Origin of the sequence: Streptomyces sp. R33 (assembly GCF_041200175.1) — a bacterium.
GTDB classification, from domain to species: domain Bacteria; phylum Actinomycetota; class Actinomycetes; order Streptomycetales; family Streptomycetaceae; genus Streptomyces; species Streptomyces katrae_B.
The window spans coordinates 4,835,912-4,854,272 of record NZ_CP165727.1; the positions used below are offsets into that span (position 1 = coordinate 4,835,912).

The following is an 18,361-nucleotide window of genomic DNA, read 5'->3' on the forward strand; positions in this document are numbered from 1 at the left end:
GATCGACGCATGGCATCGCTCAACGTCGGAAATCTCGGCGAGTACCTCCGCGAGCAGCGGCGGCAGGCCCAGCTCTCGCTGCGGCAGCTGGCCGACGCGGCGGGGGTGTCGAATCCGTACCTGAGCCAGATCGAGCGCGGGCTGCGCAAGCCGAGCGCGGACATCCTGCAGCAGCTGGCCAAGGCGCTGCGGATCTCCGCGGAGACGCTGTACGTGCAGGCCGGGATCCTCGACGAGCGGGATCGCGACGAGGTGGAGACGCGGGCCGCGATACTCGGCGACCCGTCCATCAACGAGCGGCAGAAGCAGGTGCTGCTCCAGATCTACGACTCGTTCCGCAAGGAGAACGCGGCCGAGACCGAACCGGCCGGCGCGGACGACGACGACACCGACATGCACCCTACGAACTGAACTGTGATCCGGGAGGACCAGCCACATGGCCATCGCCGATGACCTGAAGAAGACCCTCACCGACCCGACTCCGCTCTACTTCGCCGCCGGCACCGCAGACCTCGCGGTGCAGCAGGCGAAGAAGGTGCCCGGGCTCATCGAGCAGCTGCGCGCCGAGGCACCCGCACGCATCGAGGCCGTGAAGAACACCGATCCGAAGATCGTGCAGGAGAAGGCCAGGGAGGCGCAGGAGGCGGTCACCGCCAAGTTCGCCGAGGTGCTCACCGCGATCGACCCGAAGAAGCTCGGGGAGACCGCGCAGGACCTGGCGCTGCGCGGGGTCGGCGTGGCCGCCGAGTACGCGGTGCGCGCGAAGGAGACGTACGACAAGGTCGCCGAGCACGGCGAGCAGGCCGTGCGCACCTGGCGCGGCGAGGTCTCCGAGGAGATCGTCGACATCGCGGTCGCCGTCGAGCCGAAGCAGGAGCAGCCGGCGCAGGAGCCCGCCGACGCCTCCGCCGAGGCCGCGGGCTCCGAGGACGAGAAGCCCTCGGCCCGGAAGTCCCCGGCGCGCAGGAACAACACGAAGAAGGCCGCCGTCATGGCGGGCGACGAGAGCTGAATCGCGGACCGGAAGCGGATTGCGTGACGGCGGGCCGGGCACCAGCGGGGTGTCCGGCCCGTTGTCGTCTGCGAGGGCCGCTCTGCCGGTAGCGTGGAGGCAGGCGGCATCAGGCGTGCGAAGCGTGAGAAGGCGGTCAAGGCGATGTTGATGAACGGGTTCGATAACGGAGTGCTCCCGTTGCTCGGGTTCGCCATGCTGGCGCTCGCCGTCGTGGCCCTCGTCTTCGCGGCCCTCGCGCGCGAGGACGCGTACCGCGCCGCCGACAAGCAGACCAAGACGTTCTGGCTGGTCATCCTCGGGGTCACCGTGCTGGTGGACTTCTTCCTGGGGATGCTGTTCCTGCAGATCGCCGGCCTCGTGGCCACCATCGTGTTCTTCGTCGACGTACGCCCGGCCCTCAAGCAGGTCTCGGGCGGTGGCGGCCGGCGCAAGGGCGGCAGCAGCAGCGACGGCCCGTACGGCCCGTACAACGGCGGGCGCTGACCCGCCGCCGCTCGTCCGCCGGTCAGCCCTCCGCGCGGGAGAGCAGGACCACGGCCACGTCGTCGGTGAGCTCGCCGCCGTTCAGGCGCCGGGCCTCGGTGACGGAGGCCTCCAGCAGGCCCTCGCCGCTCAGGCCCTCACCCAGGTGCCGGTTGATCATCTCGACCATGCCGTCCTGCCCGAGCCGCTCCTTGCCGTCACCGATGCGGCCCTCGATCAGGCCGTCGGTGTAGAGCATCAGGCTCCAGGTGCCGCCCAGCTCGACCTGCCGGCGGGGCCAGCGGGCCTTGGGCAGCAGGCCGAGCGCCGGACCGCTGTTCTCGTAGGGGAGCAGCTGCGCGCGGCGGCCCGGCCGGGATATCAGCGGCGCCGGATGGCCGGCCAGGCACAGGCCCGCACGGCGGCCGTCGGGGGAGATGTCCACCGTGCACAGGGTCGCGAAGATCTCCTCGCAGGGGCGCTCCACCTCCAGGACCTCCTGGAGGGTGGCCAGCAGGTCGTCGCCGCACAGGCCGGCCAGGGTCAGGGCGCGCCAGGCGATGCGGAGCTCGACGCCGAGGGCGGCCTCGTCGGGGCCGTGGCCGCAGACGTCGCCGATCATCGCGTGGACGGTGCCGTCGGGGGTGCGGACGGTGTCGTAGAAGTCCCCGCCGAGGAGCGCGCGGCTGCGGCCGGGGCGGTAACGGGCGGCGAAGCGCAGGTCCGACCCCTCGAGGAGGGGGTTGGGGAGCAGGCCGCGCTCGAGGCGGGCGTTCTCCTGGGCCCGAAGTTTCGATTCTGCAAGCTTGTACTGGGCGATGTCCGCCCGCTTTCTCTCCACGGCGTAGCGGATCGCCCGGCTGAGGAGGCGGCCGTCCAGCTCGTCGCGGAAGAGGAAGTCCTGCGCCCCGACCCGGACGGCCTCGGCGGCCCGCTCGGCGTCGGCCTCGGCGGTGAGGACGAGGACGGCGTGGCCGGGCGCGATCCGCAGCACCTCGCGGAGGGTGGCCAGCTCGTCGACGACCGCGGTACGGGAGCCGCCGGCAGTGGACCCCGTCCCGGAGAGGGAGAGGTCCAGCAGGATGCAGTGCACGTCGTGGGTGAGCAGGCGCGCGGCCTCGGTGAGGTTGCGGGCGGTGCGGAGCCGGATGCGGTGCCGGTCGGCGTCGAGGATCTCGGGCACCGTGAGCCCGCCTGCGGGGTCGTCCTCGATCACCAGCAGGGTCAGGGACGCCTGGGGTGCGGTGGCGTGCGGCGCTGCGGGCAGCTGAGCGGCCAGGACCGCCTGGGCGGCCTGCGCGCTCTCCGTGGCGGGGGTCTCCCTCTGCCGCGGTACGGGTACGGCCATCGTCTCCGGTTCCTTCCCTCCCCCCGAGGGTGCGTCCGGCAGACCCTAGCGGTCGGCGGCCGCAGAACGGAATGGCGTTCCGGGACAGGGCCGCCGTCATATGCCGTTATCGCGGGGGAATGCGCCTCACTGACTGACCACTGAATGACCAACGTCACGACGCAGGCCCTCGTCGTCCCGCCTGGCGAGACGCGCGGAATCCCCCGCGGGTTCCCTCCGCCACGGCCTTTCCCGCCCGCGGGCTGCGGCTACGCGTCCGGGCGGACCACTGCCTTGATCGGCATCGAGCCCGCGCCCGTCAGGGTGACGCTGCGGCCCGGGCGGGGGGCGTGGACGATCGCGCCATCGCCCACGTACATCCCGACGTGGCTGGCGTCGTCGAAGTAGATGATCAGGTCACCCGGCCGCATGTCCTTGATCGCGACCTTCGGCAGCAGCCGCAGCTGCTCCTGGGAGGTGCGCGGGATGCCCTTGCCCGCCGCGCGCCACGCCTGTGAGGTGAGGCCGGAGCAGTCGAACGAGTCCGGGCCCTCGGCGCCCCACACGTACGGCTTGCCCATCTGCGCCGTGGCGTACTGGATCGCCTTCTTCCCCGACTCCGACGCCGAGCTGTTGATCTCCTTCAGCACGCCCGTCGACAGCCATGCCGTCTGCGCCTTGTACTGCGCCTCCTGCTCGAGCTGGATCAGCCGGGCCTTCTCCTCGGCCTGCAGCTTGCTCTCCAGCGCCTCCGCCGCCTTGATCTTCTCCTCGATCTGCTTCTTCGAGGTCTCCTGCTTGATCCGGTTGGCCTCGAGCTTCTCCCACTGAGCGCTCGCGTCCTTCGCGTACTGCTGCAAGTCGCTCTGCGTGCGGTTCATTTCGGACATCAGGTCCGTGGCGGCCTTCTCGCCCCGGCGGATCCGGTCCGCCCCGTCGAGAAACTGGCTCGGGGTGCCGCTCAGCGCCAGCTGCGCGCCGGCCGGCATCCCGCCCGAGCGGTACTGGGCGCGCGCGGCGGCTCCCGCACGGTTCTTCAGGGCCGTGATCCGGTCCTGACCCGCCGTCACCTGCTTCGCGATCTCGACGATCTTGGCGGACTGGGCCTTGGCCTCACTCTCGGCGAGGTTGTAGGCGTCCGTCGCCGTGCCCGCCTGGCGGTAGAGCTCGTCGATCTCCTTGCGCACCTGCTCGAGGGACTTGGCGCCCGGCTCCGGCAGTGGCGCCGCCTGTGCCGCACCGCTCATGCCCGCCACGGCGAGCAGCGCCGTCGTACACAGCAGCGTGAGAGCGGACATACCGCTGCGCCGCCTACGCTCCACGGTCCCCATGGTCCCCCCAAGGTGCCCCGAGTCCGACCCGACGTCAGATCCGCACCGGACCCGACATCGCATCTGACTATTCATCAGTAACTTTGCGCTGCCTTCGGGATGGTGCCACGAGTCGGTGAAATCCAACACCCTCGCAGGTGCCATCCCGATCTTCCCCAGTCCCCCATACGCATCCCGACGGCTCAACGGGCCACCCCGGTAACCGGTTCCCCGCCGCGCCACATTCACCCCGCCGGGCGCAACGCCTCCCAGCGCACCGTCAGTTCCCCCTGCCGCCACCGCACCGGCCCGTCCGCCAGCGGCCAGTCGGCGGCCAGCGCCCGCGCCGTCCGGATCCAGCGCTGCCGCGCCCCGTACGAGGCGTACGGGGCGGCCGCCGCCCACGCCCGGTCGAAGTCGCGCAGGAACGCATGCACCGGCTCGCCCGGCACGTTGCGGTGGATGAGCGCCTTCGGCAGCCGCTCCGCCAGGTCCGAAGGGCGCTCGAGGGAGCCCAGCCGGGTCGCGAACGTCACCGTGCGCGCCCCCTCGGGCCCCAGCGCAACCCACACATGGCGCCGCCCGATCTCGTCACAGGTCCCCTCGACGAGCAGCCCGTCCGGGGCCAGGCGTGCGCACAGCCGCTCCCACACCGCCGCCACCTGCTCCTCGTCGTACTGGCGCAGGACGTTCGCCGCGCGGATCAGCGCCGGCCGGGCCCCGCCCTCCAGCGGCACCTCGAACCCGCCGTGCCGGAAGCTGAGCCCCTCGCGCTCGTACGGCTTCGCCGCCGCGACCCGTGCCGGCTCGATCTCGATGCCGACCACCCGTACGCGCGGCGCCGCCTCCCGCAGCCGGGCCAGCAGCTCCACCGCCGTCCACGGCGCGGCCCCGTAGCCGAGGTCCACCGCGACCGGCGCCTGTGCGCGCCGCAGCACCGCCCCGTGCGTGGCCGCGATCCAGCGGTCCATCCGGCGCAGCCGGTTCGGGTTCGTCGTCCCGCGGGTCACCGTGCCCACAGGGCGGCGCGGGGGCGGGGCGGAGCGCGAGGACATGCGCCGAGCGTAAGCGGAGGGCCCCCGCCGGAGGAAAAAGGGCCCCCGCCGGATGAAAAGAGGGCAGACCGCGCCGCAAACACCGAGGAAAAAACCCCGGCTCCCGGAATGCGGGACACGGCCGCACCGGTTGCACTCCTTGGAGGGCGCCGCGCGCGCTCCGTCAGCGCTGCCCTCCATGCACGTCCCGTCCAGCACGCCGCCGTCCGAGCGAGAGGAACTGCTCCCTTGAGCCAGTACGTGTCCCGCCTCGGCGGCAGCCTCAGCGGCCGGATCGCCGCCGCCCGCGGCACCCGCCACGACCCGCCCCGCCTGCGCCTGCCGGCCGTCGGCCACCACCGCAAGCCGCGCCGCGTCGCCATGCTCAGCGTGCACACCTCACCGCTGCACCAGCCCGGCACGGGCGACGCCGGCGGTATGAACGTGTACATCGTGGAGCTGGCCAAGCGCCTCGCCGCGATCAACATCGAGGTCGAGATCTTCACCCGCGCCACCGAAGGCGGCCTGCCGCCCGTGGTCGAGCTGGCCCCCGGCGTCCTCGTACGGCACGTGGACGCGGGCCCGTACGAAGGCCTGGCCAAGGAGGAGCTCCCGGCCCAGCTGTGCGCCTTCACCCACGGCGTCATGCAGGCCTGGGCCGGCCACCGGCCCGGCTACTACGACCTCGTCCACTCCCATTACTGGCTCTCCGGCCACGTGGGCTGGCTCGCCGCCGAGCGCTGGGGCGTCCCCCTCGTCCACGCCATGCACACCATGGCCAAGGTCAAGAACGCCGCGCTGGCCGAGGGCGACACGCCCGAACCCGCCGCCCGCGTCATCGGCGAGACCCAGATCGTGGCCGCCGCCGACCGGCTCATCGCGAACACCACCGAAGAGGCCGAAGAGCTGGTCCGGCACTACGACGCCGACCCCGGCAAGGTCGCCGTCGTCCACCCCGGCGTGAACCTCGACCGCTTCACCGTCGCCGACGGCCGCGCCGCCGCCCGCGCTCGCCTCGGCCTGCCGCAGGACGCCGTCATCCCGCTCTTCGCCGGCCGGATCCAGCCGCTGAAGGCCCCCGACATCCTGCTGCGCGCGGTCGCCGAGCTCGTCGACCGGGACCCCTCGCTGCGCCACCGCCTCTTCGTCCCCGTCGTCGGCGGCCCCAGCGGCAGCGGCCTCGCCAAGCCGGAGGGGCTGCAGAAGCTCGCGGCGAAGCTCGGCATCGCCGACCTCGTCCACTTCCACCCGCCGGTCCGCCAGGACGCGCTCGCCGACTGGTTCCGGGCGGCGTCCGTGCTGGTCATGCCCTCGTACAGCGAGTCCTTCGGACTCGTGGCGATCGAGGCCCAGGCCACCGGCACGCCGGTGCTGGCCGCCCAGGTCGGCGGGCTGCCGGTCGCCGTCAACGACGGCGTGACGGGGATCCTCGTACCCGGGCACGACCCGGTGGACTACGCCCGGGAGCTGCGGCGCTTCGTGGACGACCCGGGGCTCGCGGGCCGGATGGGCGCCGAGGCCGCGCGGCACGCGCAGTTCTTCGGCTGGGACACGGCGGCGAGCGGCACGGCGGACGTGTACACCGCAGCCATGCATGATCACCGCCGTCGCGTACGCTCCCACCATGGCTGACGCTGACACCGCCGACACCGCCGCGATCATCGAGAGCACCCTCGCCGAGGCCGGACTCGCGTGGGAGAGCCCGGAGCCGGGCTCGTACGTGGTCCAGCTGCCCGGCACCCGCAAGCTGAGCACCACCTGCTCGGTCCGGGTCGGCCGGCACTCCCTGTCCGTGAACGCCTTCGTCATCCGGCACCCCGACGAGAACGAGGCGGGCGTCCACCGCTGGCTGCTGGAGCGCAACCTCAAGCTGTACGGGATGGCCTACGCGGTCGACGGCCTCGGCGACGTCTACCTGACGGCCCGGCTCCCGCTGTCCGTGGTCACCCCCGAGGACCTGGACCGGCTGCTCGGCACGGTCCTGGAGGCGGCGGACGGCGCGTTCAACACCCTGCTGGAGCTGGGCTTCGCGAGCGCGATCCGCCGCGAGTACGCATGGCGCGTCTCGCGCGGCGAGCCGACGTACAACCTGGACGCCTTCAAGCACCTGACGCAGCCGTCGTCCTGACCCGCCTCAGGCGGTGTCGACGGCGGGGGCGGGGGCCGGAGCCACCGGCGCCGCAGCCGATGCCGAGACCACGGACCCGGGCTCGGTCCCGGCCAGGTTCCGCATCAGCAGCCAGTAGCCCAGCGCCGCCACCGTGCCCAGCAGCGCCACAGAGGCCCAGAGCCAGCCCGCGCCCCACCGGTCGATCATGGACCCGGCCATCAGCGGAGCCACCAGCGAGGCCACGGCCCAGGACATCGTGTACATGCCCTGGTAGCGGCCGCGCCCGTGCAGCGGGGAGAGCCGGGCGACCAGGCCCATCTGGGTCGGGGAGTTGATGATCTCGGCCAGCGTCCACACGCAGACGGTCAGCCCCAGGCTCCACACCGACCCGGCGAAGGCCGTCAGCCCGAACCCGTACCCGGCGAGCAGCGCCGAGACCACCAGCAGCTTCTGCGGGTCGCCCGTCTCGAGGAACCGGGTGACCGGGAGCTGCAGCAGCACGATCAGCACCCCGTTGACGGCGATGACCAGCCCGTAGTCCCCGGCGGAGAAGCCGCCCGAGCCCATGGCCAGCGGCAGCCCGAACGAGCCCTGCGTGAAGATCAGCGAGATCAGGAACGACAGCCCGACCACGCCCATGAAGCGCCCGTCGCGCAGCACCGTCCCGAGCCCGATCTCCGGCTCGGCGGCCGCCTTCTCCGCGGAGGTCCGCTCCGGCCGCGACTCCGGCAGCCTCACGTACACGAGCACCGCGCAGACCAGCGTCAGCGCCGCCTCCCCGAGGAACCCGGCCAGGTAGCTGTACTCGGCGACGAAGCCCGCCGCCGTCGCCGAGACGGCGAAGCCCAGGTTGATCGCCCAGTAGTTCAGCGCGAAGGCCCGTACCCGGTCCTCCGGCCGGACGATGTCCGCCATCATCGCCTGGACCGCCGGGCGCGAGGCGTTCGAGGTCATGCCGACCAGCAGCGCCACCGCCGCGATGGCCGCCGGGTGCTGCATGAACCCGAGCAGCGCCACCGAGAAGGCCGTCGAGGCCTGAGCCGCCATCAGCGTCGGTCGCCGGCCCAGCCGGTCGGTCATCACGCCCGCGACGAGCGAGGAGATCACCCCGCCGAGCCCGTGCAACGCCACCACGAGTCCGGCGAAGGAGGCCGAATAGCCCCGGTCCACGGTCAGGTACAAGGTCAGGAACGTGGCGACGAAGGCCCCGAGCCGGTTGACCAGCGTGCTGGTCCACAGCCACCAGAACTCCCGCGGCAGACCCGACACGCTCTCGCGCGCCGCCCGTCTGAGACTGGCAACGGACATACGGAATCCCCCCGGCGATGTAAGTGGCGCTCCTGCTCACCGCACCCTACGGGCGGGGGGTCTGCGAAGGCCACCGGATTGACGCGCACCGTCAATCCACGGCCGTGGACACCGCGCGCGAGCGCCCCCGCGCGTCCATTAGGCTCGTACGCATGGCCGACGCACCGTACAAGCTGATCCTCCTCCGCCACGGCGAGAGCGAGTGGAACGCGAAGAACCTGTTCACCGGCTGGGTGGACGTCAATCTCAACGAGAAGGGCGAGAAGGAGGCGGTCCGCGGCGGTGAGCTGCTCAAGGACGCCGGCCTGCTCCCCGACGTGGTCCACACGTCCCTCCAGAAGCGCGCGATCCGCACCGCGCAGCTCGCCCTGGAGTCCGCCGACCGCCACTGGATCCCGGTCCACCGCTCCTGGCGCCTGAACGAGCGCCACTACGGTGCGCTCCAGGGCAAGGACAAGGCGCAGACCCTCGCCGAGTTCGGCGAGGAGCAGTTCATGCTGTGGCGCCGCTCGTACGACACCCCGCCGCCGGCCCTCGAGGACGGTACGGAGTTCTCCCAGTCCGAGGACCCGCGCTACGCGTCGATCCCGCCGGAGCTGCGCCCGCGCACCGAGTGCCTCAAGGACGTCGTCGTCCGCATGCTCCCGTACTGGTACGACTCGATCGTCCCGGACCTCCTCGACGGCCACACCGTCCTGGTCGCCGCACACGGCAACAGCCTGCGCGCCCTGGTCAAGCACCTGGACGGCATCTCCGACGCCGACATCGCGGGGCTCAACATCCCGACCGGCATCCCGCTCTCCTACGAGCTGGACGCCGACTTCAAGCCCCTCAACCCGGGCGGCACCTACCTCGACCCGGCCGCCGCGGCGGCCGCCATCGAGGCCGTCAAGAACCAGGGCAAGAAGAAGTAACAAGAGCGATCACGCCCCCGGCCTGCACGCATGGTGCAGGTCGGGGGCTTTCGTCTGTTCCGGGCCCACTGGGGTCCTCAGTGCGGCCCGGCTGCTTCCTGGGAACATGGGAGAGGGGACATCGGTCACCGTCTCCCGCCCATCGGTAGGCACTGCCTAGGAGGGCCGAACCCATGATCATCTTCGGCACCAGGGTGTACCTGTACCGGCTCGCGATACTCATGCTGACGTGCCGTCACTGCGGCAATCCCGTGGCGCACACGGTCACGAAGTACGTCACCAAGTTCACGCTGTTCTTCCTGCCGCTGTTCCCGGTCTCGACGAAGTACGCGACTCAGTGCACGTTCTGCGGCATGGAGCAGGAGGTGCCCAAGGAATGGGCCGAGCAGTCGCAGGCACAGGCCGCAGGCGCTCCCGACGGTGAGGCGTACGGGCAGCCGCAGCAGCCCTACCAGCACCCTGGAGTCTGATCGATCGCCGAAGCTCTCCGCCGGCCCCCGGGCAGGGTCGCTACCGCCGGCAAGGCCCGCCGCTGCCTCACGCGGGGTACGTGCAGACGGAAGGGCCCCGGCCGGCGGATGCGGTCGGGGCCCTTCACGTACGGGATGCCGGGCGGGCGGGGTCAGCCGCCGCACTGGCAGGGCGCGCCGGACTGGCAGCCGCAGCCGCAGCCCGAGCCGCAGCCGCAGGCTGCGAGCAGCGTGAGCCGGAGGGGCTCCGGCCTCGGCGGCTGCTCCTGCTCCGGGGTGATGGGGACGGGGGAATCGGGCATGGATCCTCCTCGCAGGCGGCGTACAGGGAGTCGTACTGGCCTTCGCCCTCATTCATGCCCAGCCGCACCGGCGCGTCAACGGCGCACGGGGGCAGAACGGTTCAGACGCCGTCGACCTGCGTCGGCGCCTGCAGCTCGTCCGCGTGCTCGCCCGTCACCAGGTAGACCACGCGCTTGGCCACCGACACCGCGTGGTCCGCGAAGCGCTCGTAGTAGCGGCCCAGCAGGGTCACGTCGACCGCGGTCTCGATGCCGTGCTTCCAGCGGTCGTCCATCAGGTGCTGGAACAGCGTGCGGTGCAGCTGGTCCATCTCGTCGTCGTCCTGCTCCAGCTGGAGCGCCAGGTCGACGTCCTTCGTGATGATGACCTCGGCCGCCTTCGCCATCAGGCGCTGCGCCAGCTGCCCCATCTCCAGGATGGTCGCGTGCAGGTCGCGCGGCACCGCCGTGTCCGGGAAGCGCAGCCGGGCCAGCTTGGCCACGTGCTGGGCCAGGTCGCCCGAGCGCTCCAGATCGGCGGACATGCGCAGCGAGGTCACCACGATGCGCAGGTCGGTGGCGACGGGCTGCTGGCGCGCCAGCAGCGCGATGGCACGGGCCTCCAGGTCGTGCTGGAGGTCGTCGACCTTCTGGTCGGCGGCGATGACGCTCTCGGCGAGCTTCAGGTCGGCGTCGAGCATGGACGTCGTGGCCCGCCCGATCGCGGAACCGACGAGCCGCGCCATCTCGACCAGGCCTTCTCCGATCGAGTCCAGTTCCTCGTGGTACGCGTCACGCATGGGTTTCGTCCCTCTCTTGCCTACTGCCTCTTGCCCCACGGGCCGGGCCGGGGCGGCCTCGTGCCCCCACGTTGACACGGTGGGCCGTAAACGCGTCCGACTCCGGCATCACAAATGAATCAACCCCGTCGCCACGGTGAACTCTGGGCGACGACTGTTCGAGCTGCCACCCGAACGGCTGTGGAAGTGCCGTCGGGCCTGCTTAACCTTGATGCATGGACGTGAACGCGGCGGTCGCCGCAGCTGCAGCGATCGCCGGTCTTTGCACCGGCGTGATCGCGATGCTGGCGTTCCGCTGGAGCGAGCGCGACCAGGCCCGCCCCACCCGGAGCTCCATGCGCCCCGACATCAACGCGGTGCTCCCGCCCGGCGTGGACACCGTCCTCTCCGTGCTCCGCTCCTCCGCCGTCGTACTCGACGAGGGGGACGCGGTCGTCAAGGCCTCGTCCGCCGCATACGCCCTCGGGCTCGTACGCGGCGGCAAACTGGCCGTCGAACCCATGCTCCACATGGCCCGTGACACCCGCCGCGACGGGGAGATACGCCAGGTCGAGCTCGACCTGCCCCGGCGCGGCACCGGCCGCGGCGAGGCCCTCGCGGTCTCGGCGCGCGTCGCCCCCCTCGGCTCCCGCCTCGTCCTGCTCCTGGTCGAGGACCTCACCGAGGCCCGCCGCATCGAGGCCGTACGGCGCGACTTCGTCGCGAACGTGTCGCACGAGCTGAAGACGCCGGTCGGAGCCATCTCGCTGCTGTCCGAGGCCGTCATGGACGCCGCGGACGACCCCGAGGCGGTCAGCCGTTTCGCCGGCCGCATGCAGATCGAGGCCACCCGCCTGATCAACCTCGTGCAGGAGCTCATCGACCTCTCCCGGGTACAGAACGACGACCCGCTCGAGGACGCGGAGCCCGTACGAGTGGACACGCTGGTGGCCGAGGCCATCGACCGCTGCCGCCACACGGCGTCCTCCAAGCAGATCACCATGGCCGCGGGCGGCACCGCCGACCTGCGCGTCTGGGGCAACCGCGGCCAGCTCGCGGCGGCCCTCGGGAACCTGGTCGAGAACGCCGTCAACTACAGCCCCGCCCGCACCCGCGTCGGCATAGCCGGACGCAGGGTCGCGGCACCCGGGGGAGACTTGATCGAGATCGCCGTGACCGACCAGGGCATCGGCATCCCGGAAAAGGACCGCGAGCGCATCTTCGAGCGCTTCTACCGCGTGGACCCGGCCCGCTCCCGTGCCACGGGAGGAACCGGCCTCGGTCTTGCGATCGTGAAGCACGTGGCGGCCTCGCACGGCGGGGAGGTGTCCGTATGGAGCTCGGAGGGTCAGGGCTCCACGTTCACCCTGCGCCTGCCGGAAGCAGCTGCTCAGGCTCCGGCACCCGCGGCCGCCCCGGCCGCGGAGCCCGCCCCCGCACCCAGCCACCCCACCCCCGCCTGAAAACAGAACCAGCCATTCCTGCCCCGGAGGTCCTTCCGTGACCCGAGTGCTCGTCGTCGAGGATGAGGAATCCTTCAGCGACGCCCTGTCCTACATGCTCCGCAAGGAGGGCTTCGAGGTCGCGATCGCCGCGACCGGGCCCGACGGGCTCGACGAGTTCGAGCGCAACGGCGCCGATCTCGTCCTCCTCGACCTGATGCTCCCCGGCCTGCCCGGCACGGAGGTCTGCCGGCAGCTGCGCGGCCGCTCCAACGTCCCCGTCATCATGGTGACGGCCAAGGACAGCGAGATCGACAAGGTCGTCGGGCTGGAGATAGGAGCCGACGACTACGTCACGAAGCCCTTCTCCTCGCGGGAGCTGGTCGCCCGCATCCGCGCGGTCCTGCGCCGCCGCGGCGAGCCGGAGGAGGTCACCCCGGCCGCGCTGGAGGCCGGCCCCGTACGGATGGACGTCGACCGCCACGTGGTCACCGTCGCCGGAGCCAAGGTGGACCTCCCGCTCAAGGAGTTCGACCTGCTCGAGATGCTGCTGCGCAACGCGGGCCGCGTACTGACCCGCATGCAGCTGATCGACCGGGTCTGGGGCGCCGACTACGTCGGCGACACCAAGACCCTGGACGTCCACGTGAAGCGCCTCCGCGCCAAGATCGAGCCCGACCCGGGCGCGCCGCGCTACCTGGTCACGGTCCGCGGCCTGGGCTACAAGTTCGAGCCGTAAACCTCCGGCGGTGGTGCGGGTTCCGGGCCGGCCACGGCCGGCCGGAGGCCGGTCCAGCGGCCCGAAGCCCGGGAGGCCCTCCAGGGCCGAGCGGCGCGAGGGGCGCACGCGGGAGGGGCTCGAGCCCGACCCGGGCGCGCCGCGCTACCTGGTCACGGTCCGCGGCCTGGGCTACAAGTTCGAGCCGTAAGTCGTAGCCGGCAGGTGTGATCCGTGGTGCGTATACGAAAGGGCCCCCCTCCGCCGGAGCGGAGGGGGGCCCTTTCGTACGGGGTGCTACCGGCTCAGTGGCCGGCGCTGTGCGAGGGGGAACCCGACGGCGAACCCGAGGCCGCGCCCGACGGGGTGCCCGAAGCGGCGCCCGACGGGGTCGTGGCCGGGGAGCCGGACGGGCTGCCCGACGGCGTGCCCGAGGGGCTGCCCGACGGGGTGGAGCCGGGGGCCGCGACCGGGGCCTCGGTCGGGCCGAAGCCCGCGTACATGCCGGAGCCCGGGACGACGAACGCCTCCATCTCCACGTCACCCGCCTTGCTCAGCTGGAAGACGACCTTCTGCGCGTTGCCGTTCTGCACGGCCTCGCCGCCCTCGATCACGGCGGAGGCGTTGCCCTTGCCGCCGATGACCACGGAGCCGCCGGCCGGCACGGTGACCTTGCCGGCTGCGCCCTCGGCGCCCTTCAGGACGACCTTGGACTTGCCACCCGGCAGGGTGATGGCGTCAAGGGTCTGCGGCTTGTCGCCGGAGTTGAAGACCGTCGCGGAGACCGCGGCCGGGCCCTTCTTGCCCTTCTCGCCCTGAGTGATCACCAGCGCGTTCTGGATCTTGATGTCGCCCTTGGTGACGGCGGCGTTGTCCGGCTTGATCTGGAGCGTCTCCGCGTTGTTGCCTGCACCGCAAGCGGCCAGCGAGGCGATCGAGAACACGATGGCGGTGGCGGCGAGGGCGCCGCGTCGAAGGCTGCGGCTCACGGCGGCGGCAACTCCTTGGACGTACGGAACGGAAGGGTGGGCAGTCCCAGGGCGGCCGAGGTAAAGCCGTCCTAAGGGTGTGTCAGCGCGCTTAGGTTACCGAGCCGCCGCCCCGCCCCCGCACCCGACCCTCCGCAGCGCACGGGCCGCCCTCTACCGGCCCCGCGATCTTCCTTTCCACGGGCTCTTCCGCCGGCGCTTCCGGCAGCTCTTCCGCCCGCCCTTCCGCCGCGCACTTCCCGCGCCGTTCATCTGCCGATCATGTGCCGCCCGCATATCGTCCCCCGGGCCTGCCGTGATCAATTCCGGGATTCCTTCGAACGGCCCTCCGTGATCAATTCCGGATTGGGCCGGAACCGCTCCGTACGGGTGGTCGCCAGTCGAACGGAGTAGTTCGGTTTCCCGGCTTCGAAACCGGCAAAACGGGACGTACATCACAGGGGTGGGGTCATCGCCCGGGTGTAGCGTGGTCGTTTCGCCCGGTCCGCACAGCGCCTCCGACCTGCGAATACCCCCCTCCGGAAGCCCCTCGCAGCACGTTCGTGTCGCTGTTGTCAAGCCCCGAGATGTGCCCTGACCTGCGAAAACGCCATTCATAACAGTCAGTTCTCGTGTTACCCTGGATAGCCACGGAAGGGGTACCTGTCACATGACGTTCAAGGTTGGCGACACCGTGGTCTATCCCCATCACGGGGCCGCGCTGATCGAGGCCATCGAAACTCGCCAGATCAAAGGCGTGGACAAGACCTACTTGGTGCTCAAGGTCGCCCAGGGCGACCTGACGGTTCGTGTGCCTGCGGACAATGCGGAGTTCGTCGGCGTTCGCGACGTAGTCGGCCAGGACGGGCTGGACCGGGTCTTCGAGGTGCTGCGTGCACCGTATGCCGAAGAGCCGACGAACTGGTCCCGGCGCTACAAGGCAAATCTGGAGAAGCTCGCTTCTGGCGATGTCATCAAGGTCGCCGAAGTGGTGCGTGACCTGTGGCGTCGTGAGCGTGAGCGCGGGCTTTCCGCGGGCGAGAAGCGCATGCTCGCGAAGGCGCGCCAGATCCTGGTGAGCGAGCTCGCGCTCGCCGAGAACACCAACGAGGACAAGGCGGAAGCCCTCCTCGACGAGGTTCTCGCGTCCTGACGCGGCGTGCCGCCCAGGAAAACAGCGTTCACACGGTTGTGCCGCGGTGCCCGATGACACGCCCTCTCCTCCACGAGAGGGCTGTTGCCGGGCGCTGCGGCATGTCTGCACCCACATCTTTTTCCACCGGCTTTTCTCACCGGCGTGCCGGGTCCGGACAGCCTGCTCGACCGGTCGTCACGGAAGGGGCGAGGGCGTCGCACCCGGCACCCTTCAGGCCATACCCATGTCGGCCGAAGTCACAAACCTGGCTCGGAGCTACTGATGTCTGACGAAACGCGCCCCCACCGCACCGCCGCGGTGATCCCGGCCGCCGGCCGCGGGGTACGCCTCGGCCCCGGCGCCCCCAAGGCCCTGCGGGCCCTCGGCGGCACCCCCATGCTCATCCACGCCGTCCGCGCGATGGCCCGCTCCCGGGCCGTCTCCCTCGTGGTCGTCGTGGCCCCGTCCGACGGCGCCGCCGAGGTACGCCGGCTCGTCGACGAGCACGCCCTGCCCGACCGGACCGAGATCCTGGTCGTCCCCGGCGGCGAAACCCGCCAGGAATCCGTACGCGCGGGCCTCGCCGCGCTCCCCGCGGACATCACCTGCGTCCTCATCCACGACGCGGCCCGCCCGCTCGTCCCCGTGGACACCGTCGACTCCGTCGTCGAAGCCGTACGCGACGGCTCGCCGGCCGTGGTCCCCGCGCTGCCGCTCGCCGACACCGTCAAGGAGGTCGAGCCCGGCGGGCCCGGCGAGCCCGAGCCGGTCGTCGCCACCCCCGAGCGGGCCCGGCTGCGCGCCGTGCAGACCCCGCAGGGCTTCGACCTCGCCACCCTCGCCCGCGCGCACGAGACCATCGCCGTCAACGGCGAGGGCGCCACCGACGACGCCGGAATGGTGGAACAGCTCGGCATCACCGTCATGGTGGTCCCCGGCCACGAAGAGGCCTTCAAGGTCACCCGCCCGCTCGACCTGGTCCTCGCCGAGGCCGTACTCGCCCGCAGGAGGGCCACCGATGCGTACTAGCCCCGCAGGTTCCGCCACCCCGCCGATCCCCCAGGTCGGCATCGGTACCGACGTGCACGCCTTCGAGGCCGGGCGCGAGCTGTGGTGCGCCGGGCTGCTCTGGGAGGGCGAGGACGGCCTCGCCGGGCACTCCGACGGCGACGTCGCCGCCCACGCCGCCTGCGACGCCCTCTTCTCCGCCGCCGGCGTCGGCGACCTGGGCGCGCACTTCGGCACCTCCCGCCCCGAGTGGTCCGGCGCCGCCGGCGTCACCCTCCTGGCGGAAGCCGCCCGCATCGTCCGCGCCGAGGGCTTCGAGATCGGCAACATCGCCATCCAGGTGATCGGCGTACGCCCGAAGATCGGCAAGCGGCGCGACGAAGCGCAGAAGGCGCTCGCCGCGGCCGCCGGTGCCCCCGTCTCCGTCTCCGGCACCACCACCGACGGCCTCGGCCTCACCGGCCGCGCCGAGGGCCTCGCCGCCATCGCCACCGCACTGGTGTACCGGACGACCCCTGCATAGCTCGTCCCGACGGCTCCCCGACGACACCGCTTCGGCAACAAAGCGCCCCCGCGCCCCCAAAGGGTCGCGGGGCACTGCCGCAGGCCCACTACCCTGGATGCCGTGACTATTCGCCTGTACGACACCAGCGCCCGGCAGATCCGCGACTTCACCCCGCTCGTCCCGGGCTGCGTCTCGATCTACCTCTGCGGCGCCACCGTCCAGGCGGCCCCTCACATCGGGCACATCAGGTCGGGCCTCAACTTCGACATGATGCGCCGCTGGTTCACGTACCGGGGCTACGACGTCACCTTCATCCGCAACGTCACGGACATCGACGACAAGATCATCGCGAAGGGCGGGCTGCAGAACCGCCCCTGGTGGTCCATCGGCTACGAGAACGAGCGGGCCTTCAACGACGGCTACAACGCCCTCGGCTGCCTCCCGCCCACCTACGAGCCCCGCGCCACCGGCCACGTCACCGAGATGATCGAGATGATGCGCGGCCTCATCGAGCGCGGCCACGCCTACGAGGCCGACGGCAGCGTCTACTTCGACGTCCGCTCGTACCCCGAGTACCTGGCCCTGTCCAACCAGGAGCTCGACAACCTCCAGCAGCCCGCCGAGGAAGGCATCACCGGCAAGCGCGACCCCCGCGACTTCGCCATGTGGAAGGCCAGCAAGCCCGGCGAGCCCGACTGGGAGACCCCCTGGGGCCGCGGCCGCCCCGGCTGGCACCTCGAGTGCTCCGCCATGGCGCACAAGTACCTCGGCGAGGCCTTCGACATCCACGGCGGCGGCCTGGACCTGATCTTCCCGCACCACGAGAACGAGATCGCCCAGGCCAAGGCCTTCGGCGACGAGTTCGCCCGGTACTGGGTCCACAACGCCTGGGTCACCATGTCCGGCGAGAAGATGTCCAAGTCCCTCGGCAACTCGGTGCTCGTCTCCGAGATGGTCAAGCACTGGCGCCCCATCGTCCTGCGCTACTACCTCGGCACCCCGCACTACCGCTCGATGATCGAGTACAGCGAAGAGGCGCTGCGCGAGGCCGAGTCCGCGTTCGCGCGCATCGAGGGCTTCTGCCAGCGCGTCATCGAGAAGGCCGGCAAGACCGTCGACCCCGCCCCCGAGGTCCCGCCCGCCTTCGCCGAGGCCATGGACGACGACCTGGGCGTCCCGCAGGCGCTCGCCATCGTCCACACCACGGTCCGCCAGGGCAACAGCGCCCTCGCCGCCGACGACAAGGACGCGGCGGTCGCCCGCCTCGCCGAAGTGCGCGCGATGCTCGGCGTGCTCGGACTGGACCCGCTCGACCCCCAGTGGGCGGGCGAGGGCGACCGGGGCGAGGAACTGCACGGTGCGGTCGACACGCTCGTACGCCTGGTCCTGGAGCAGCGCGAGTCCGCCCGGGCCCGCAAGGACTGGGCCACGGCCGACGCCATCCGCGATCAGCTGAACCAGTCCGGTCTGATCATCGAGGACAGCCCCAGCGGCCCGCGCTGGACCCTCGGCCCCCGCTGATCCGGGCCCCCGGACCAGCCATGTTGTGCCGCCCGGCGCTCCGGGCGGCACACT

20 protein-coding genes are annotated in these 18,361 nt (G+C 71.5%); 13 read left to right on the forward strand and 7 right to left on the reverse strand.

What is annotated here, in order from left to right; all coding sequences use genetic code 11:
- Positions 1-9: 9 nt before the first annotated feature.
- The 3 genes from AB5J51_RS22200 to AB5J51_RS22210 all read left to right on the forward strand — a co-directional run bounded on the left by AB5J51_RS22200 (position 10) and on the right by AB5J51_RS22210 (position 1,498).
- Positions 10-411 carry a helix-turn-helix domain-containing protein gene (locus AB5J51_RS22200; RefSeq protein WP_053787888.1) on the forward strand — a complete coding sequence of 134 codons (402 nt, stop codon included), beginning with the start codon at positions 10-12 and terminating at the stop codon, positions 409-411.
- 25 nt (positions 412-436) lie between these two features.
- Complete coding sequence (locus tag AB5J51_RS22205) at positions 437-1,012, forward strand: hypothetical protein (protein WP_053787887.1); 576 nt, start codon at positions 437-439, stop codon at positions 1,010-1,012.
- A 144-nt stretch (positions 1,013-1,156) separates the two neighbouring features.
- Positions 1,157-1,498, forward strand: coding sequence for a DUF2516 family protein (locus AB5J51_RS22210; RefSeq protein ID WP_053787925.1), 342 nt, complete (start codon positions 1,157-1,159; stop codon positions 1,496-1,498).
- A gap of 22 nt (positions 1,499-1,520) precedes the next feature.
- On the opposite strand, the gene AB5J51_RS22215 is transcribed toward AB5J51_RS22210, so the two are convergent.
- From AB5J51_RS22215 to AB5J51_RS22225, 3 genes are all read right to left on the reverse strand, one after another.
- Positions 1,521-2,825 (reverse strand): PP2C family protein-serine/threonine phosphatase, encoded by a 1,305-nt coding sequence (locus AB5J51_RS22215; RefSeq protein ID WP_133897627.1) that lies wholly within the window; start codon positions 2,823-2,825, stop codon positions 1,521-1,523.
- 248 nt (positions 2,826-3,073) lie between these two features.
- Complete coding sequence (locus tag AB5J51_RS22220; protein WP_240805449.1) at positions 3,074-4,102, reverse strand: C40 family peptidase; 1,029 nt, start codon at positions 4,100-4,102, stop codon at positions 3,074-3,076.
- Between the two features lie 257 nt (positions 4,103-4,359).
- Positions 4,360-5,169, reverse strand: a complete 810-nt coding sequence (locus tag AB5J51_RS22225) for a class I SAM-dependent methyltransferase (RefSeq protein ID WP_199828073.1) — start codon at positions 5,167-5,169, stop codon at positions 4,360-4,362.
- A 228-nt stretch (positions 5,170-5,397) separates the two neighbouring features.
- On the opposite strand from AB5J51_RS22225, the gene mshA reads away from it, so the two are divergent.
- Both mshA and AB5J51_RS22235 read left to right on the forward strand, forming a co-directional pair.
- Positions 5,398-6,780: a D-inositol-3-phosphate glycosyltransferase gene (gene mshA / locus AB5J51_RS22230; protein ID WP_369778460.1), complete on the forward strand. Its 1,383-nt coding sequence runs from the start codon at positions 5,398-5,400 to the stop codon at positions 6,778-6,780.
- Positions 6,773-7,276: a YbjN domain-containing protein gene (locus AB5J51_RS22235; RefSeq protein WP_053787924.1), complete on the forward strand. Its 504-nt coding sequence runs from the start codon at positions 6,773-6,775 to the stop codon at positions 7,274-7,276. Before mshA ends, AB5J51_RS22235 begins: the two co-directional genes overlap by 8 nt.
- Positions 7,277-7,282: 6 nt before the next feature.
- On the opposite strand, the gene AB5J51_RS22240 is transcribed toward AB5J51_RS22235, so the two are convergent.
- Positions 7,283-8,566, reverse strand: a complete 1,284-nt coding sequence (locus AB5J51_RS22240; protein ID WP_136225773.1) for an MFS transporter — start codon at positions 8,564-8,566, stop codon at positions 7,283-7,285.
- A gap of 152 nt (positions 8,567-8,718) precedes the next feature.
- Here AB5J51_RS22240 and AB5J51_RS22245 point away from each other — a divergent pair, with 152 nt between their 5' ends.
- Together AB5J51_RS22245 and AB5J51_RS22250 are read left to right on the forward strand one after the other, a co-directional pair.
- Positions 8,719-9,480, forward strand: coding sequence for a phosphoglyceromutase (locus AB5J51_RS22245; RefSeq protein WP_053787881.1), 762 nt, complete (start codon positions 8,719-8,721; stop codon positions 9,478-9,480).
- Between the two features lie 173 nt (positions 9,481-9,653).
- Positions 9,654-9,950 carry a zinc-ribbon domain-containing protein gene (locus tag AB5J51_RS22250; RefSeq protein ID WP_369778461.1) on the forward strand — a complete coding sequence of 99 codons (297 nt, stop codon included), beginning with the start codon at positions 9,654-9,656 and terminating at the stop codon, positions 9,948-9,950.
- A 152-nt stretch (positions 9,951-10,102) separates the two neighbouring features.
- Here AB5J51_RS22250 and AB5J51_RS22255 read toward each other — a convergent pair whose 3' ends face one another.
- Complete coding sequence (locus tag AB5J51_RS22255; RefSeq protein ID WP_166663152.1) at positions 10,103-10,252, reverse strand: hypothetical protein; 150 nt, start codon at positions 10,250-10,252, stop codon at positions 10,103-10,105.
- A 101-nt stretch (positions 10,253-10,353) separates the two neighbouring features.
- On the reverse strand, positions 10,354-11,031 hold the full coding sequence (gene phoU, locus AB5J51_RS22260) for a phosphate signaling complex protein PhoU (RefSeq protein ID WP_053787880.1): 678 nt from the start codon (positions 11,029-11,031) through the stop codon (positions 10,354-10,356).
- Between the two features lie 215 nt (positions 11,032-11,246).
- Between phoU and AB5J51_RS22265 the strand changes: the two genes are divergently transcribed.
- Both AB5J51_RS22265 and AB5J51_RS22270 read left to right on the forward strand, forming a co-directional pair.
- Positions 11,247-12,473 (forward strand): cell wall metabolism sensor histidine kinase WalK, encoded by a 1,227-nt coding sequence (locus AB5J51_RS22265; protein ID WP_133897631.1) that lies wholly within the window; start codon positions 11,247-11,249, stop codon positions 12,471-12,473.
- 37 nt (positions 12,474-12,510) lie between these two features.
- A complete protein-coding gene (locus AB5J51_RS22270) occupies positions 12,511-13,191 on the forward strand; it encodes a response regulator transcription factor (RefSeq protein WP_007265514.1) in 681 nt (226 codons plus the stop codon).
- A gap of 284 nt (positions 13,192-13,475) precedes the next feature.
- On the opposite strand, the gene AB5J51_RS22275 is transcribed toward AB5J51_RS22270, so the two are convergent.
- Positions 13,476-14,159 (reverse strand): hypothetical protein, encoded by a 684-nt coding sequence (locus AB5J51_RS22275; RefSeq protein ID WP_053787879.1) that lies wholly within the window; start codon positions 14,157-14,159, stop codon positions 13,476-13,478.
- 649 nt (positions 14,160-14,808) lie between these two features.
- Between AB5J51_RS22275 and AB5J51_RS22280 the strand changes: the two genes are divergently transcribed.
- From AB5J51_RS22280 to cysS, 4 genes are all read left to right on the forward strand, one after another.
- Positions 14,809-15,291 (forward strand): CarD family transcriptional regulator, encoded by a 483-nt coding sequence (locus tag AB5J51_RS22280; protein WP_003953493.1) that lies wholly within the window; start codon positions 14,809-14,811, stop codon positions 15,289-15,291.
- 264 nt (positions 15,292-15,555) lie between these two features.
- The gene (gene ispD, locus AB5J51_RS22285; RefSeq protein ID WP_053787878.1) at positions 15,556-16,302 is read left to right on the forward strand and encodes a 2-C-methyl-D-erythritol 4-phosphate cytidylyltransferase; all 747 of its coding nucleotides are present in this window, start codon (positions 15,556-15,558) and stop codon (positions 16,300-16,302) included.
- Positions 16,292-16,804: a 2-C-methyl-D-erythritol 2,4-cyclodiphosphate synthase gene (gene ispF, locus AB5J51_RS22290; RefSeq protein WP_136225772.1), complete on the forward strand. Its 513-nt coding sequence runs from the start codon at positions 16,292-16,294 to the stop codon at positions 16,802-16,804. The genes ispD and ispF overlap by 11 nt, the downstream gene beginning before the upstream one ends.
- 102 nt (positions 16,805-16,906) lie before the next feature.
- Entirely contained in the window at positions 16,907-18,307 is a 1,401-nt protein-coding gene (gene cysS / locus AB5J51_RS22295; protein ID WP_053787876.1) for a cysteine--tRNA ligase, read from the forward strand.
- The last annotated feature ends 54 nt before the right edge of the window (positions 18,308-18,361 follow it).

Coding starts and splice junctions, on each gene's coding strand:
- AB5J51_RS22200 (WP_053787888.1), top strand. CDS start 10: ATGGCATCGCTCAACGTCGGAAATCTCGGCGAGTACCTCCGCGAGCAG.
- AB5J51_RS22205 (WP_053787887.1), top strand. CDS start 437: ATGGCCATCGCCGATGACCTGAAGAAGACCCTCACCGACCCGACTCCG.
- AB5J51_RS22210 (WP_053787925.1), top strand. CDS start 1,157: ATGTTGATGAACGGGTTCGATAACGGAGTGCTCCCGTTGCTCGGGTTC.
- AB5J51_RS22215 (WP_133897627.1), bottom strand. CDS start 2,825: ATGGCCGTACCCGTACCGCGGCAGAGGGAGACCCCCGCCACGGAGAGC.
- AB5J51_RS22220 (WP_240805449.1), bottom strand. CDS start 4,102: ATGTCCGCTCTCACGCTGCTGTGTACGACGGCGCTGCTCGCCGTGGCG.
- AB5J51_RS22225 (WP_199828073.1), bottom strand. CDS start 5,169: ATGTCCTCGCGCTCCGCCCCGCCCCCGCGCCGCCCTGTGGGCACGGTG.
- AB5J51_RS22235 (WP_053787924.1), top strand. CDS start 6,773: ATGGCTGACGCTGACACCGCCGACACCGCCGCGATCATCGAGAGCACC.
- AB5J51_RS22240 (WP_136225773.1), bottom strand. CDS start 8,566: ATGTCCGTTGCCAGTCTCAGACGGGCGGCGCGCGAGAGCGTGTCGGGT.
- AB5J51_RS22245 (WP_053787881.1), top strand. CDS start 8,719: ATGGCCGACGCACCGTACAAGCTGATCCTCCTCCGCCACGGCGAGAGC.
- AB5J51_RS22250 (WP_369778461.1), top strand. CDS start 9,654: ATGATCATCTTCGGCACCAGGGTGTACCTGTACCGGCTCGCGATACTC.
- AB5J51_RS22255 (WP_166663152.1), bottom strand. CDS start 10,252: ATGCCCGATTCCCCCGTCCCCATCACCCCGGAGCAGGAGCAGCCGCCG.
- phoU (WP_053787880.1), bottom strand. CDS start 11,031: ATGCGTGACGCGTACCACGAGGAACTGGACTCGATCGGAGAAGGCCTG.
- AB5J51_RS22265 (WP_133897631.1), top strand. CDS start 11,247: ATGGACGTGAACGCGGCGGTCGCCGCAGCTGCAGCGATCGCCGGTCTT.
- AB5J51_RS22280 (WP_003953493.1), top strand. CDS start 14,809: ATGACGTTCAAGGTTGGCGACACCGTGGTCTATCCCCATCACGGGGCC.
- ispD (WP_053787878.1), top strand. CDS start 15,556: ATGTCTGACGAAACGCGCCCCCACCGCACCGCCGCGGTGATCCCGGCC.
- ispF (WP_136225772.1), top strand. CDS start 16,292: ATGCGTACTAGCCCCGCAGGTTCCGCCACCCCGCCGATCCCCCAGGTC.